The following is a 15255-nucleotide window of genomic DNA, read 5'->3' on the forward strand; positions in this document are numbered from 1 at the left end:
ACGACGAGAGCCAGCAATGCACAACCCCGACAACAACCGCCTGTACTTCCTCGATTGGATACGCATCTTCGCGTTTTTCCTGCTCATTCTTTACCACACCGGCATGTATTACGTAACGTGGGACTGGCATGTCAAAAGCCCCGACACCAGCCACGCCATCGAACCGCTGATGATCCTGTCGTCGCCATGGCGGCTGGGATTGCTGTTCATGATCTCGGGCGTCGCCAGCGCCTTCATGTTGAAAAAGCTCCGCGTCGGCACGCTGCTCAAGCAACGCAGCTGGCGCCTGCTGGTGCCATTGGTGTTTGGCATGCTGGTCATCGTGCCGCCGCAGGCATACTTCGAAGTCGTCGAGAAAGTGGCCTACAAAGGCGGTTACGGCGAATTCATGCATTTGTACATTACCAGCTACAAGGGATTTTGCCGTGGCGACGACTGCCTCGACATGCCGACCTGGAACCACCTGTGGTTTGTCGCCTACCTGTGGGTTTATACGATGCTCATCGGTGGCATCGCCTGGCTGGCCGGACCGCGCCTGCAAGCCTGGTCCAACGCGCTCGGGCGGCTGTTGACGGGCTGGAAGATCATTATCCTGCCGGTGATCGGGTTGGCGATCGCCCGCTTCACGCTGGCCGATAGTTTCCCGACCACGCATGGACTGTTCGACGACTGGTATAACCACGCGCAATCTTTCTACCTGTTCTTGCTGGGCGCACTGCTGGCGACGCAGCGCGGCTTCTGGGCGAACGTGGAGCAGCTGCGCTGGACCGGTCTGGGTTTATGGCTGGCAAGTTGGGCGGCGATCGTTTGCTACTACTCGATCCCGGAGGCGCAGGCGGCATCGCCGGCCGTCGCACAGTGGAAGCCGGTGATGCGCCTGGTCTATTGCCTGTGCCAGTGGGTGCCGATCATGGCCGTTTGCGGATTCGGGCATCGGCACCTGTCGTTCGACAGCGCCAAGCGCCGGTATCTGACGGAGGCGGTGTTCCCGGTCTACATTCTGCACCAGACCTTGATCGTCACCATGGCGCATAGCTTCAAGCCGCTCAAACTGGCGCCGGTGACCGAGGGTTTGATCCTGGTCGTACTGACGTTCTGCATCAGCTTCGGGGTGTTCGAAGCGGTGCGGCGGGTTGGCGTGTTGCGGCCGTTGTTTGGCTTGGGTCGGCGGCCGGCCAAGGCGCAGCATGGTTACCAGGCGGAGGCGGCGACGGTGTAAGAGCCAGCAGGCTGTCGATGGCGGAGACCACTCTCTCGGGCGCGACGCCAGCCAGACATCGGTGATGCCCTTGCGGACAAACGCTCTTGTAACAGTAGCGGCAGGGCACGTCGTGGAACAGCACCCGGCTTTCCACCTGCCACGGCGTGTGCTGCGGATTGGTCAATGCATACAAATCGACCACCGGCGTTCCGAGCGCGGCCGCGATGTGCGCCGGGCCGGTGTTATTGGAAACGAACACCGGCGCGAGCGCGATGAGCGCGCCCAACTTCCCCAAATCGAGCTCGCCCGCCAGCGAGTGCGCCGACGCGTCGGCCATCCTCGTCGAGGCCCGGGACACGCCGGACTCGCGGATAATCGCGGCGATCAACTCCGCCTCTCCCGCCTCGCCGCTCAGCACCACCGGCAATCCTCGCTCCTGGTTCAAACGGCGCACCACGCCGGCCCAGTGCGCGGCCGGATAGCGGCGCGACGGCGCGCTGGCGCCGGGATGCATCAGCACCCATGGCCGCGCGGCGCCGGCCAGCACCGGACGCAGCCGCTCCCGCACCCACGCCAGATCGGCCTCGCGCACGGCGAAGGACAAGCGCTGGTTGTCGGTGCGGCATCCAATATCCGCGACCAAGGACAACTGCCGCAGCACCTCATGCCGGATGCCCTGCTCCGGCTCGGGGTCGGCCACCCGGTCGGTCAGCAATTGATACGGATTCTCCCGGCAGTGCGCCAATCTGAGCGGAATGCCGGCCTGAAAACACAGCAGCGCCGCCGGCAGCGCGCTCTGACTGAACGAACTGAAGATGACCGCCCCATCGAAACCGGCCGCGCGCAAACGGCCCGCGAACTCCCGCGTGTCATCGACATCGGCCGGATGGCAGCCCTTGACCCACGGCGCCGAAAACGTCAGCACGGCGTGCAACTCGGGAATGAAGGGCGTGACGGCGGCCGCTGCGGGCGATGCCAGCAATGTCAGCCGACGTCCCGGCAGCGCCTGGGCCAGCGCGCGCATCGCGGGGGTGCACATGAGCACATCGCCCATGTTGTCGAGACGCACGCACAGGATGCGGGTGGCGCCGGCCCAGGCGCGCGCGCCACCCGCCCGCGCATCATGCCGCTCCATGGCGACGGCACTCATAGCGACGCCAGGCATGACATTCCCCGGGTCGCCTGTATCAGCTGCGCGGCCGCGTCCAGGTCGGAGGCGATCCACGTTGGCGTGCGCAAGGGCGAGCGCAGCCATAAGGTTTCGTTGCCGTTGTCGACCAGGATGGTGCGGCAGCCGGCGCGCGCGCCCGCTTCGACATCGTCGAGGATGTCGCCGATCATCCACGAGGCGACCAGATCGACCTGGTGCTCGGCGGCGGCCGTCAACAGCATGCCGGGCAGCGGCTTACGGCAGGCGCAGCCGTCATCAGGGGCGTGGGGACAGTAATAAAATCCTTCCAGACGCACCCCCTGCTCGCTTAGCAACTGCGCCAACCGTTGCCGCACCGGCTCCAGCGCGCCGGCGTCGAAGCGGCCCTGCGCCACACCGGGCTGGTTGCTGACCACCAACAAACGGTAGCCCAGGCAGCTCAACCTGCGCAGACCCGCGACCGCGCCGGGCGCCAGCGTCACGCGCCCGGGATCGACGTTGTAAGGCACGTCGTCGATCAAGGTGCCATCCTTGTCGAGAAAGACGGCCGCCCCGGCCGCGCTCACGGCCATGACGTCTCCCGCAACGGCAGCACCGTCAACTCGGCCACCACCGATTCGGCGGGCAGCAGCAGCGCGGCCTTGACGGCGCGCGCCACGTTCATCGGGTCTTGCAGCGTTTCCGGATCGAGGTCGGGAAAGCGGTCCAGCAGAAACGGCGTGCGCATGCCGCCGGCAATGACGGCCGTGACCTTGATGCCGTGCGGGCGCAATTCCGCATGCATCGCATGCGACAAGCCCAGCAAGCCCCACTTGCTGGCGTGGTAGGCCGAGGCGTTGGGCCAGGCCCGTTTGGCGGCGGTCGAGGCAATGTTGATGATATGCCCGCCGCCGGCCCCGATCATGTGCCTCGCGGCGCTGCGCGACAGGAAGAATGGCCCGTTGAGATTGGTTGCGATGACGCGCAGCCAGTCCGCCGGCGCCAGCTCCGTCATCGGCAAGGTCAGATCCGTGCCGGCGTTGTTGATCAAGACGTCGAGCCGCCCCCAAGCGCCGACGGTTTGCCCGACGATGCGCTCGGCCGCTGCCGCGTCGCCGACGTCCAGCCCGGCGGAATCGGCGCGCAGGCCCTTCGCGCGCAAGGCCTGCGCCAGCGCACCGGCCTTCCCGCCATCGATATCGGCGACCGTGACGCAGGCGCGGGCGCCGGCCAGCAACCGGCACAGCGCCTCGCCCAAGCCGCTGCCACCGCCCGTCACCAGCACCACCCTGCCCTCCAGACTGCTATCGAGATCGCTATGCATCATGAGGCACCTCCCAAGGTAAATTCCCGCGTCGGCGCGCTGGCCGTTTCTTCCAGCCGCCCAACCTGGGCGAGCTGCTCGACCCTGTCGGCCTTGCCGGCGCCGCCGGCCTGGCGCGCGTGTCTCGCGATCACGCCCTCGTAGACCGACAGGATGCGCTGGGCGACGCCGCGCCATGTGTAGTAACGATGCGCGCGCCGCCAGCCGGCCCGGCCGAGCTTGCGCGCGTGGTCCGGATCGGCATACAGCCGGTGCAGCCGCGCGGCCAGCTGGACCGGGTCGCGCGGCGCGATCAGATAGCCGGTGCGGCCGTCGACAACGGTGCTTTTGATGCCGCCCACCGCCGCGCCGATGACCGGCGTGGCGCAAGCCATCGCCTCCACCGGCGTGATGCCGAACGGCTCATACCAGGGCGTGGTAACGAACACGTCGGCCGCGCTGTACCAGTAGCGCAACTCGGCCGGCGCCTTCGGCCCGGTGAAGGTGACTTGTTGCCCCAGGCCGAGCCGCCCGGTCAGCGCCATCAGCGCGCGCAGTTCGGCGGTTTCGTGCCCGCCGCCTGGCGCCGCCGCGCCGCCGACCACCAGCAGGCGGGCCCGCACGCCGTGGCGCGCGGCCAGCTCGGCGACGCCTTCGATGACCGTGTCGATGCCCTTGCGCGGCACCATGCGGCCCAGCTGCAGCACAACGAACTCGTCCTCCGCCAGTCCCAACCGTGCGCGCGCCCTCTCGCGCACCGGCCACAAGGTCAGCGGATCGAAGCCGCACGGCACGATGTCGATGTTGGCGCGCCGGGCGCCATACAGGCGCACCATGTCCTGCAAGTCTTGCCGGCATTCGGCGATGACGCGATCGGCGTCGCCCATCAGCACGCGCTCGATCGCCACCCGCTCGTCGGGAAAGCCGTCGGCGCCGCGCTGCGCCATGCGCCTGACCATGCCGAGCGCGTGGAACGTGACCACGTACGGGATGTCCAGCGCGCGCCGCAACTCGCGCGCCACCTGCCCGGACATGAAGAAATTGGCGTGCACGATGTCGTAGCGGGGCCGCTGGTCGCGCGCGAAACCGGACACGAAGCGCGCGAACTCGGCCATGTGCGGCAGCATCTCCTCCTTGCCGACAAAGCTGGCGGGGCCGGCCGGCACATGGACCACGCGCACATTGCGCTGCCAGTGCGTCAGCAGGGCCTGGCCCGGACTGTCGCGCCGCGTGAAGATGTCGACCGGGCAGCCGAGGCGCGCCAACTGGCAGGCCAGGTGCGCGACATAGACGTTCTGGCCGCCGCAGTCGATGCTTCCCGGCGCGGCCAGCGGCGAGGCGTGATCACTGATGAGGGCAATTTTCAGCATGGCAAGGGCTCCTGATTAAAGTCCGGTCACGCGCGTGAGCGCACGGTTCCAGTCGGCGACAAAACGGTCGATATGAAAGCGTTCCAGCGCCACCGCGCGGCCGCGCGCGCCCAGTTCGCGCGCCAGTCCCGGCTCGCAAAGCAGCGCGCGCATGGCGTCGACCAGCCGCTCGGGCCGCGTATCGATGAAGCCGCTGCGGCCGTTTTCGATCACGGTCGGCAGCTCCGTCGTGGCCAGTCCGACCACCGGCAGGCCGACCATCATGGCTTCGATCACCGCCAGCCCGAGGCTGGTGTAGCGCGCCGGATGGAAAAACCAGCGGTAGTCGGCCATGAAATCCGGCAATTGCCCGTGCGCGATCTCGCCGAGCCCGTCGAGCTCGTCGGAACCCATGCCGACCAGGTCCAGCGGCACCTGGGCGCGCGTGGCGGCGAACAGGTCGGCGCCGAGCCGCCGTCCGCGCCGGGCCAGGTGGTTGACCACCACCAGCCCGCGCTGGCGGGCGCCCCGATAGGCGATGCCGGACGGCACGCTCACGCCGTGCTCGATGACCGTGCACGGCGTGCGCCCGCTGTCCCACATCAGCGCGTTGTAGGGCGTCACATGCACCAGCAGCAAGCCGGGGTCGTCGATCGGATGCACGGTATCGGTCGCATGCGGACGGGGCGTGTCGTGCTCGACGTAGATACGTGGCAGATGGCGTTGCTCGGGCGTCATCAGCTCGTACTGGTCGCGGAAATACTGCGGGTCGTCCTGGTAGATGATGCAATCGAAGCGCCGCCGGCGCACTTGCTCGGCGGGCAGGTCGATGACATTGTCGCCCCAGGGCATATCGCCACAACGCCCGCCATAACCTGGCGGACGGCGCGGCCGCGACACGACGTGGAAGCGGTGCGGCGCCTGGCTCAGATAGTAGAGATAGCTGCCGTGCGTATGCCAGGTCAGGATGTCTAGGGCACGCATGGGCATCCCCCGGACATGACGCCGCCCATGACAAACGAGATTGCCGGTTCTTTCATTCCGCCTCCGGTTCAAAACACCACGTGACGTTGCGCCGTTTCCTGTTCCACCCGCTGCTGGAGCTGCCACAGCCGCGCGTAAAAACCCTGCTGCGCGAGCAACTCGGCGTGCGTGCCGCGCTCCTCGATGCGACCGTGCTCCAGCACGATGATTTCGTCGGCGCCGACGACCGTCGAGAGCCGGTGCGCGATGATCATAATGCTTCGATTTTTTGACAGGCGGTTAAGTTCCAGCTGAATTGCGTGTTCTGAAGCTGGATCAAGTGCGGACGTGGCTTCGTCGAAAATCAGCATCGGCGGGTTCTTCAGCACGATGCGGGCGATGGCCAGACGCTGGCGCTCGCCGCCGGACAGCATGACGCCGCGCTCGCCCACCAGCGTGTCGTACCCTTGCGGCAGCGCGGCGATGAAGTCGTGCAAATGGGCCGCGCGGGCGGCCTGCTCCACGTCCGCCAGGCTGGCGCCGACGCGGCCGTAGCCGATGTTATAGGCGATGGTGTCGTTGAACAGCACGGTCTCCTGCGGCACCACGCCGATCGCCTGGCGCAAGCTGGCGGGACTGACGGTGCGGATATCCTGGCCGTCGACCAGGATGCGGCCGGCCGTGGGATCGTAGAAACGCAGCAGCAGGCGCGCCAAGGTCGACTTGCCGGAGCCGCTGCTGCCGACCACCGCCAGCGTGCGGCCCGGTGCGACGCGCAGGCTGATATCGCCCAGCAGCGGCCGTTCCGGCTCGTAATGAAAGCCGACGCCCTCGAACACCACTTCGCCGCCCGCCGTCCGCAACGCCGGCAGCGCCGCCGATGCGTCCACTTCCGGCCGCTCGCCCAGCAGCGCGAACAGGCGCTCGACGTTGACCCTGGCGTCGCGCGTTTCGCGGTAGATGAAACCGAGCGCGTTGAGCGGCAGGCAAACCTGCAATACATAGGCGTTGACCAGCACCAGGTCGCCCACCGTCATGCGGCCGCGCCAGACGGCGTCCCCGGCCAGCAGCATCACGGCGGCGACGCCGGCGGCGATGATGGCGCTCTGCCCGACATGCAGGATGAACAGCGCGCGCTGGTTGTGGCCGACCGCCTCGCGCCAGTTCTGCATGATGGCCGCGAACTGGCGCGCCTCCAGCGCCTCGTTGCAGAAGTATTTGATGGTTTCATAGTTGATCAGGCTGTCGGCAAGGCGGCTTTTGGCGTGCGAGTCCAGCTTGTTGACGCGGCGCTGATGGGTGCTGCGGCGCCCTGTAAACAACAGCGTGTAAGCGCCGTAGGCGATAAAGGTCAGCGCGATGATGGCGGCGAACCAGCCGCTGTAGCGCGCCAGCATGACCGCCAGCACCATGCCGATTTCGATCAGGGTCGGCACCAGCGTGAACAGTCCGACACCCAACAGGAAGGCGATGGCGCTGGTGCCGCGATCGATATCCGGCAGCAGGCCGCCGATCTGGCGCCGCGTGTGAAACCGCGCGCCGAGCGCATGCAGATGGGCGAAGGTCTTTTGCGCGTACAAGGCCACCGTGCTCTGCGCCACACGCGAAAACAGCAGGTCGCGCAACTCGTTGAGCAGGGTGGCGGCGAAGCGCAACAGCGCGTAGCCTGCCAGCAGGACCAGCGGCACCGCGGCCAGTTGCACGGGACCGGAGAGCGCCTCGATGATGCGCTTGAGCAGCAAAGGCACGGCGACGGTCGCGACCTTGGCAAGCACCAGCACCAGCAGCGCGGCGACGATGCGCCAGCGGTAGCCGATCAGCAGGCACCACATGTCGTAGGCGGCCTCGCCCGGTCGCGGCCGCCACCACGCGCTCCAGCGCACGCCGGCCGTTGCCGTTTCCCCGCCCACCGCTGTTTCCACTTGCCGCGCGCCGTCCCCTGCGCCGTCCTTGCGCTCGTTCATCTTTGCCGTCCCCCTGGCCCATACCCGGCACGCACGGTGCGCGCGCGCTTCGGTTGGACCGGCATTGGCGGCAGAAGTGCCCGTCGTCGATCCCGCACAAGTTTGTGGCGCGTCTCCGGAACCCGACGGCCATCCGGCGGTCATATGTATCAGGCGCGGTGTCAACGGCAGCGTCCAGCGCAGCGTCCGGGAAGACGCAAGATTTCAAGGAGACCGAGATGGCCCATGCAAATCCGATCCAGATCCAAAAGTATTTGAAAGGCGTCGACTATCCCACGGACAAGCAGACGCTGATCGACACCGCAAAACAGCAGGGAGCGGACGAAAGCGTTTGCGCGTCGCTGGACCAGTTGCCCGATGAGCAGTTCCAGACGCCGGCCGACGTCAGCGCGGCGTTCAAGGGGCCGTCGCAGGACCATGCGGAGCGTGGCGACGACGACCGCGACGATAACGACGATAGCGACGGCGACGGCGGCGGCAGCGGCCGCCGCCGCCGCGACCACTGAGCGGCGACCATGCAAGGCCACTTGCCCTCGCCGCCGGACGCCCGCGCCATCGTCCACTTCCACGACGAAGCGCTGCTGCATCCGCAAGCCGGCGATCACGACACCGTTCGCCGCGATGCGGCGGATGCCGTCTGGCGCGCCATCCGCGTGAACCACCATCACAACCGCCTGCTGTGGCAGGAAGAGGATCGCGCGCGGCGCAAGGATGTGGGCGCCGAGATCATCGCGGCCAGCAAGCGCGCGATCGATCGCCACAACCAGTTGCGCAACGACGCCGTCGAAGCGATCGACGAGGCGCTGCTGGCGCGGCTGTCCGCACTGGCGACGCCGCCGCCCACAGGCGCCGGTCAGGCCGCCGCGCGGCTGAGCAGTGAAACGGCTGGCGCCATGATCGACAGGTTGTCCATACTCGCGCTGAAGATATTTCACATGCGCATACAGGCGCATCGTGCCGAGGCGGGTGCGGCGCACATGGCCGAGTGCGCCGCCCGGCTCGAGCGGCTCGCGGCGCAACGCGACGACCTGGCCGGTTGCCTCGACCGCCTGCTGGGCGAGGTGGCGTCGGGCGCCGCCTGCTTCAAGGTTTACCGCCAGTTCAAGATGTACAACGACCCCGCGCTCAATCCGTGGCTGTATGGAACGCGGGCAGCCCTTGCTTACAAACAAGGGGGCGGACCGTGAGCGGGCTGGTCGATGTCCTGCTACCCACTTGCAACCGCCCGCAAGCGCTGACGGCCACGCTGGTATCGCTGGCGGCACAGTCCACGCCGCATCTGCGGGTGGTCATCTCGGACCAATCGGACGGCGGCGGCTCGCTGGAGCAACCATCGGTACTGGCCGCGCTGCGCTTTCTGCTCGCGCAAGGGCACGAGGTCAGCGCGTCGCGCCACCTGCCACGGCGCGGCATGGCCGAACAGCGCGCCTTCCTGCTGTCCCGCGCCCGCGCGCCCTACTGCCTGTTTCTCGATGACGATGTGCTGCTCGACAGCGACTTGATCGAGCGGCTGCTAAGTACCATCACAGAACAGCGATGCGGCTTCGTCGGCAGCGCACTGCACGGCCTGAGCCACGTCGGCGACGTGCGCCCGGACGAGGAGGCCATTGAGTTTTGGCAATCGCCAGTGGCGCCGGAATCGATCGCCCCGGACGGGCCGGCATGGCGGCGGCATCACTTGCACAGCGCCGCCAACCTGTTCCACGTGCAATCAAGGTTGGGCATAACCCGCGCCAACAGCCAATGTTACCGGGTGGCGTGGATAGGCGGCTGCGTGCTGTACGACACGGCAAAGCTGCGCGCGGCCGGCGGTTTCGACTTTTGGCGCCAGCTGCCCGCCGAGCATTGCGGCGAGGACGCGCAAGCGCAGCTGCAAGTGATGGCGCGCTTCGGCGGTTGCGGCATCATCCCGTCGGGCGCCTATCACATGGAACTGCCGACCACCATCACGGAGCGCGCCTGCAACGCGCCGCATGTGCTGCGACAAGCCGAGATGCTCCGTGGCGACGTCCCGCCGCCGCGACAAGGCTAAGTCCAGCATGTCGACGCCAAAAACGCAACCGGAACCGCCAGATTCGCTGCCGCCGGAGGTCCGGCACATCGTCGTATTGCGGCCGAACGCGCTGGGCGACTACATCTTCGCGTTGCCGGCCTTACACGCGCTGCGTGACAGCTATCCCGCCGCGCGCATCACACTGTTGGGCAAGCCCTGGCATGCCGAGTTCCTGCACGGGCGTCCGGGACCTGTGGACGATGTCATCGCCATGCCGCCGTTGCCGGGCATCGGCGCGCCGCCCGACGGGCCGATACCCGAGTCCGCGCGCCAGCTGGTGGCGGCGCTACGCAGCATGCACATCGACCTGGCGCTGCAAATGTACGGCGGCGGCGCCTACTCGAACGGCTTCGTCGCCTCGCTTGGCGCGATGGTCAGCGCCGGCGCAACGACCCCGGGCGCTCCAACGCTCGACCGCAGCATCGCCTACAGCCGTCTGGCGAACCGCCGCATCGAGCTGCTGCAGATCGCGGCGCTGGCCGGCGCGCGCCCGTGCCTGGTGTCGCCGGAGCTGGAGGTCACCGCTTCCGACCGCGCCATGGCTCAGCGGATACTGCCCGGACATGCCGGCGCACGGCTGGTCGTCGTGCATCCCGGCGCCAGCGACCCGCGCCGCTGCTGGCCGCCGGCGGGATTTGCCGCAGTGGCCGATGCGCTGGCCGATGCGGGCGCACAAGTCGTCATCAGCGCCACCGATGCCGAGGCAGACACCGCCAGGGCTGTCGTGCAACACATGCGCCACCGCCCGATCGACCTGACCGGCAGGCTGCCGCTGTCGGGCCTGTGCGGACTGCTCGACCGGGCCGAGCTGATCGTCTCCAACGACACGGGGCCGCTGCATCTGGCGTTGGCGCTGGGCAAGCCGGCGGTTGGCGTGTTTTGGCTGACGAACATCATCGAGTCGTGCCCGTTGGCGCAGCATCTGTTGCGGCCGGCCATATCCACACGCGTGCACTGTCCCGAGTGCGGCCAGGAGAATCTGCGTACACGCTGCACCCATGACGTCAGCTTCGTCGCCGATGTGGGGCACGACGACGTGATTGCGCTGGCGTTGGAATTGTTCCGGGACGTCGAATGACTATCGGCCTAACCCACCACCCAACACCCAAAACTTAGGCCCAATGCCGCCGCGCCGCCGCGTCCGCCATGCGCGCCCCCGCCAGCAGCGAACGCGCCTGCGCCAGCACCAGCTGCGTCTTGCGCCCTTCCGGATCGCGGATGCAGCGGTGCAGTCGCCGGTTCAGCGGCGCCCAACGCCCCATGTCGGCCTTGCTGAATATCACCACACTCCGCAACCCCAGGCCGGCGGCGATATGCGACACCCCGGTGTCATTGCAAATCAGTAAGCGCGCCCCGCTCATCAACGCCGCCATCGCCCCCACCGACATCGGCACCGTCGCGTTGATCGCGGGCGTGTCCATGCGCGCTGCCACGGCCCGTGCCAGATCGGCCTCGCTGGCGGAACCGGTCAAAACGATCTTCAGCCCATGCTCCAAGGCCAGGCGGTCCGCTACTTCGGCGAAGCGCGCCGGCGGCCAGCATTTATCGCGCAGGCGCGCACCGGCGTGAATGCATGCGTAGCCGCCGGGCGGCAGGCCGCGCGCGGCGCCGGTGTGTTCCAACTCTTCCCAGTCCTCCGGCATCAAGGGGAACTCCAGGCGGCAGCCCATGGTGTCGGCCCCCAGCCATCGGGCCAGCCGCAGCAGACGCAATGGTTCGGCCCCGTGCTGCGGAAAAGGCAACGCGTGCTTCCGGCCGCACGGCGACTTGGCAACGGTGCCGTAGCCGGCCTGGGTGCCGGCGCCGAACGCGGCGACGATTCCATTGGTGACCTCGCCGCTGCCATGCATCTGCAACGCCAACGCAAACTCCTGTTCGCGCATGTACGAATAGAAGTCTTCCTGGGCGTACGGCAGCGCGGGTTGTTCCGGCAAATCGGGATGGCCGGGAAAGGCGACGAAGCCATCGAGATAGGCGCTGTAGCGCTTCGAGAATTGCTCGGCCCACGGCAGGCCCACCAGCACTATGCGGGCCTGCGGCAAGGCCGCGCGCAACGCCCTCAACGCCGGCACCGCGCACAGCATGTCGCCCAGGTACAAGGCGCGGAACACCGCTACCGGACCTTCGCCTATGCGCTGCAACAACGGCGTGTTCATCGCGCCCCCCCAGCCGCCAGCAGGCGGTCGATGACGTTGGCGGTGATGCGCTCGACGGGGGTGTCCTGGCCGCTGTCGAGCACCTGGGCCCAGTCCGTGGTGCCTGCACTGAACACGGTGCCGCCGCGTTCGAAGAGTCCCATGCAGGCGGCGTGTATGCCCTGCCCGGCCGCGTGTTGCTCGCGCGCGGGCAATTCCTGCCAGTCGTCGCCCAACACGCTGCTGGCAAGCAGTTCGTAGGTCGCCGGTGTGCCGTAGCTGGACGCCGCCAAGGCGACACGCGGCAACGCATCCGACGCTCCGATGCCGGCGCCTGCGCGGGCGCCCGTTTCCGCTTCGCGCTCCAACGGAACGCCGTCGCACTCGTAGCCAATCAACGGTGGCCGGGTGGCGGCGCCGAACACCTCTCCGCGCCGCAGCCCGGTCCCGGCGAAGACCCAATGATCGGCCGCATGCACGGTATAGCCCGGGACGCGGCGCGGACCGTCCCACCATCCGCCGCCGTGGCGATAGCTGGCGCCGCCGAGCGCGTCCTCCGGCCGGCCGGCGCCGCCGCGCGGCCACCAGTGATCGAGCGCGCCTTGCGGACCGCCTTGATGACAAACCATCGCCCGCCCCTGATCGACGTAGTGGATGCGCCACCAGCATAGATTGGCGCCGAAGAAGGCAGCGTTGCCGCCGTTGGCGATGAACGCTTCCACATGGTCGCGCGCAGGCTCGCTCCAGTATTCGTCGTGGCCGGCGCTGAGCAACAAACTGTAACGCCCGCACAAATCGGGGTCGGCGTGAATATCGAAATCGGTGCAGAACGCCGGCTCGTAGCCGTTGCGCAGCAGCCAGCGGATGAAGCGCGCGTCCCAGTGCGCAAAGCTCTGGCGCGGCGAGCTGGTGTCGTAATGATCCGGCGCGCCGAAGATCGCGCCGCCGATCCCGCCGCCGGGCCGCCGCAGCGACAACCGCGCGCCGGGAGGGTGCGTCGAGCGCGGCGGATTGTCGTAAAAGCACCCGCCACCGCTGTGGTTATAGGCGTGCCAGGTCGCCAATGGCAGCTTGACCAGCAGGCTTCCACGCGTGGCGCCGCGCACCACGAACAGCGCAGCCGCCTGCGGCATCCACGGCGCCGGCGGCTGCGCGCCGTCCGTTTCACAGCAGGCGATGTAGACGGCCGAGCGCCAGTCCCCGGGGATTTCGAAGCCATAGGCGGGCCAGTGCCAATCCTGATCCGGTCCGCGCGGCGGCGCATGCTCGCCGCGCAACCAGTCCGAGCGCAGCACGGGTTGCAAGGCCACGCTCCAGCGGAAGAAGTGCACGCGAAAGCGCGGCTGGTCGGTCGACACATGCAGCACCAGGCGCTCTCCGGGCAGCACGCTGGCGGGCGCGGGATAGAGCTGAATCATGGCGCGCCCTCAGAACGGCGCATCGGGTTCGACCCGTTTGCGCACCCAAAAAGGCGGCATGGCCAAGGCATGCAACGGCGTGGCCCTGAATGCCTCCACCGCCTCGGCGGGCGTCTCGACGATCGGTTCGTCCTTGCGGTTGAACGAGGTATTGAGCAGCACCGGCACGCCGGTGCGCGCCTCGAACGCCAGCAGCAAGGCGCGCAGCAAGGGGTCGTCGTCCGGCCCCACGCTTTGCAGCCGGGCGCTGCGGTCGATGTGGGTGGTGGCGCCCAGGCGCTCGGCGCCGAACGGCGTGACCGGCACCGCGAACTGCATGAACGGCGCCGCATGCATCAGGTCGAAATAGTCTCCGGCCCGCTCCAGCAACACCACCGGCGCCAGCGGCCGAAACCATTCGCGTTGCTTGACGCGGGCATTGATCCAGTCGCGCATCCGTTCGGTGCGCGGATCGGCCAGTATGCTGCGGTGCCCCAGCGCGCGCGGGCCGAATTCGCTGCGCCCCTGGTACAGCGCCAGCGCCTTGTTGCCCGCCAGCAGATCGACCATGCGCGCGCACAGCGCCTCACGGCTATCCAAACGCTCGACGACAAGGTCGTCCGCGTCGCGCAGCGCCGCCTCGATAGCGGCGGCATCCGGCTGCGGGCCCAGATAATCGTCGCGCCAGCGGAAATCGCAGCCGCGTTCGGCCAGCTCGGTCAGACCGTAGACCGCGCAACCGAGCGCGGTGCCGCCATCGCCCGGAGTCGGCGGGATGAACAGCGAGCGAAACGGCGTCTCGCACATCAGCCGCTCGTTGACCGAACAATTAAGCGCGGTGCCGCCGGCAAAGCATAGCTGGTCGGCGCCGGTGCGCGCATGCAGCCAGCGCGCTACCTGCAACAGGGCATCCTCGAAGGCGGACTGGCCCGCCGCCGCCAGATTGGCGATATCCTGGAACACGCCGCCGCCCGTTGGCGCGTAGCGGAAGCGCTGGCGCTCGGCCAGCAGCGCGCGCCAGCGATCCGGCATGAACACCCGGCAGCCGTCGACGTCCAGCGGCGGCATGCCGAGCGCGTAGGGGTCGCCGAACGGCGCCAGGCCCATCACCTTGCCTTCATTGCCTTCGCCGGGGAAAATCGCCTGGGTCAGCATGAAATAAAACATGCCGAGGCCGGCGGGCTGTTGCTCGTCGCGCTCCCACAGCTGCTTGCCGATGCAGTCGATGCGCGCGGGGTGGCCGGGGTGGCCGCGGTCGGCCATATAAAACGACGACACCTCGCGCCAGTGCCCCGGCACGGCGGCCGCGTCGGCCCAATGCTCGGTGAAATCTGCCACCGCGCTGCCCTGGCCGTCGATGACCATGACGGCGGCCCGCGTGAACGGCGACGGATGAAAGGCGCTATATAAATGCGCCACGTGGTGCGAGATGCGGGCGCGGCGCGCGTGCGGCGCCAGCTTCAGGCTCGCGGCCAGTTCGCGCTCGTAGACGGGCAGATTGTCGATCTCGGCGTCGGACGAGTAACATTCGACCAGCACGTCGACCGGCGCGTCCAGTCCCGGCAGGCGCGCCGCGTAAAAGTCGCGCAGGTCGCCCGGCCTGCCCCAGTGATGCTTGACGCGGCTCAGCCGCTCCTTCTGTATCGCCCACTGCAGGGTCGAGCCGCGCAGCAGGCAAGCGCTGGCGTCCTGCGTTCGGTTTATGCCCAACACCACCGGTTCGTCTTCCATCGTCGCCTCCCCGTGCCGGGACGCAACGCA

Annotated in this window: 14 protein-coding genes; 5 read left to right on the forward strand and 9 right to left on the reverse strand. The window is 68.0% G+C overall.

Annotated features, from left to right (window positions below; translation table 11 throughout):
• Window positions 1–16 precede the first annotated feature (16 nt).
• A complete protein-coding gene (locus tag AC0IYS_RS19555) occupies window positions 17–1219 on the forward strand; it encodes an acyltransferase family protein (RefSeq protein ID WP_471706739.1) in 1203 nt (400 codons plus the stop codon).
• Here the strand turns inward: AC0IYS_RS19555 and waaF are convergent.
• The 6 genes from waaF to AC0IYS_RS19585 form a co-directional block, all read right to left on the reverse strand.
• Window positions 1101–2366, reverse strand: coding sequence for a lipopolysaccharide heptosyltransferase II (gene waaF / locus AC0IYS_RS19560; RefSeq protein ID WP_471706740.1), 1266 nt, complete (start codon window positions 2364–2366; stop codon window positions 1101–1103). The genes AC0IYS_RS19555 and waaF overlap by 119 nt on opposite strands.
• Window positions 2348–2923 carry a D-glycero-alpha-D-manno-heptose-1,7-bisphosphate 7-phosphatase gene (locus AC0IYS_RS19565; RefSeq protein WP_471706741.1) on the reverse strand — a complete coding sequence of 192 codons (576 nt, stop codon included), beginning with the start codon at window positions 2921–2923 and terminating at the stop codon, window positions 2348–2350. Before AC0IYS_RS19565 ends, waaF begins: the two co-directional genes overlap by 19 nt.
• On the reverse strand, window positions 2914–3657 hold the full coding sequence (locus AC0IYS_RS19570; protein WP_471706742.1) for an SDR family oxidoreductase: 744 nt from the start codon (window positions 3655–3657) through the stop codon (window positions 2914–2916). The genes AC0IYS_RS19565 and AC0IYS_RS19570 overlap by 10 nt, the downstream gene beginning before the upstream one ends.
• A complete protein-coding gene (locus tag AC0IYS_RS19575; RefSeq protein ID WP_471706743.1) occupies window positions 3654–5003 on the reverse strand; it encodes a glycosyltransferase in 1350 nt (449 codons plus the stop codon). Before AC0IYS_RS19575 ends, AC0IYS_RS19570 begins: the two co-directional genes overlap by 4 nt.
• Window positions 5004–5018: 15 nt before the next feature.
• A complete protein-coding gene (locus tag AC0IYS_RS19580; RefSeq protein WP_471706744.1) occupies window positions 5019–5972 on the reverse strand; it encodes a glycosyltransferase family 4 protein in 954 nt (317 codons plus the stop codon).
• A 62-nt stretch (window positions 5973–6034) separates the two neighbouring features.
• Window positions 6035–7909, reverse strand: coding sequence for an ABCB family ABC transporter ATP-binding protein/permease (locus AC0IYS_RS19585; RefSeq protein WP_471706745.1), 1875 nt, complete (start codon window positions 7907–7909; stop codon window positions 6035–6037).
• 218 nt (window positions 7910–8127) lie between these two features.
• On the opposite strand from AC0IYS_RS19585, the gene AC0IYS_RS19590 reads away from it, so the two are divergent.
• From AC0IYS_RS19590 to AC0IYS_RS19605, 4 genes are read left to right on the forward strand one after another with little or no spacing between them, the layout of a single operon-like run.
• Window positions 8128–8415: a DUF2795 domain-containing protein gene (locus tag AC0IYS_RS19590; protein ID WP_471706746.1), complete on the forward strand. Its 288-nt coding sequence runs from the start codon at window positions 8128–8130 to the stop codon at window positions 8413–8415.
• A gap of 9 nt (window positions 8416–8424) precedes the next feature.
• Window positions 8425–9096, forward strand: a complete 672-nt coding sequence (locus tag AC0IYS_RS19595; protein ID WP_471706747.1) for a DUF4254 domain-containing protein — start codon at window positions 8425–8427, stop codon at window positions 9094–9096.
• On the forward strand, window positions 9093–9941 hold the full coding sequence (locus AC0IYS_RS19600; protein WP_471706748.1) for a glycosyltransferase family 2 protein: 849 nt from the start codon (window positions 9093–9095) through the stop codon (window positions 9939–9941). Before AC0IYS_RS19595 ends, AC0IYS_RS19600 begins: the two co-directional genes overlap by 4 nt.
• Window positions 9942–9948: 7 nt before the next feature.
• Window positions 9949–11040 (forward strand): glycosyltransferase family 9 protein, encoded by a 1092-nt coding sequence (locus tag AC0IYS_RS19605; RefSeq protein WP_471706749.1) that lies wholly within the window; start codon window positions 9949–9951, stop codon window positions 11038–11040.
• A gap of 34 nt (window positions 11041–11074) precedes the next feature.
• Here AC0IYS_RS19605 and AC0IYS_RS19610 read toward each other — a convergent pair whose 3' ends face one another.
• From AC0IYS_RS19610 to AC0IYS_RS19620, 3 genes are read right to left on the reverse strand one after another with little or no spacing between them, the layout of a single operon-like run.
• Window positions 11075–12118: a glycosyltransferase family 9 protein gene (locus tag AC0IYS_RS19610; RefSeq protein WP_471706750.1), complete on the reverse strand. Its 1044-nt coding sequence runs from the start codon at window positions 12116–12118 to the stop codon at window positions 11075–11077.
• Entirely contained in the window at window positions 12115–13515 is a 1401-nt protein-coding gene (locus AC0IYS_RS19615; protein ID WP_471706751.1) for a N,N-dimethylformamidase beta subunit family domain-containing protein, read from the reverse strand. Before AC0IYS_RS19615 ends, AC0IYS_RS19610 begins: the two co-directional genes overlap by 4 nt.
• A gap of 9 nt (window positions 13516–13524) precedes the next feature.
• Complete coding sequence (locus tag AC0IYS_RS19620) at window positions 13525–15225, reverse strand: carbamoyltransferase family protein (protein WP_471706752.1); 1701 nt, start codon at window positions 15223–15225, stop codon at window positions 13525–13527.
• Window positions 15226–15255 lie beyond the last annotated feature (30 nt).

It is taken from the genome of Duganella sp. AC237 (assembly GCF_979254035.1).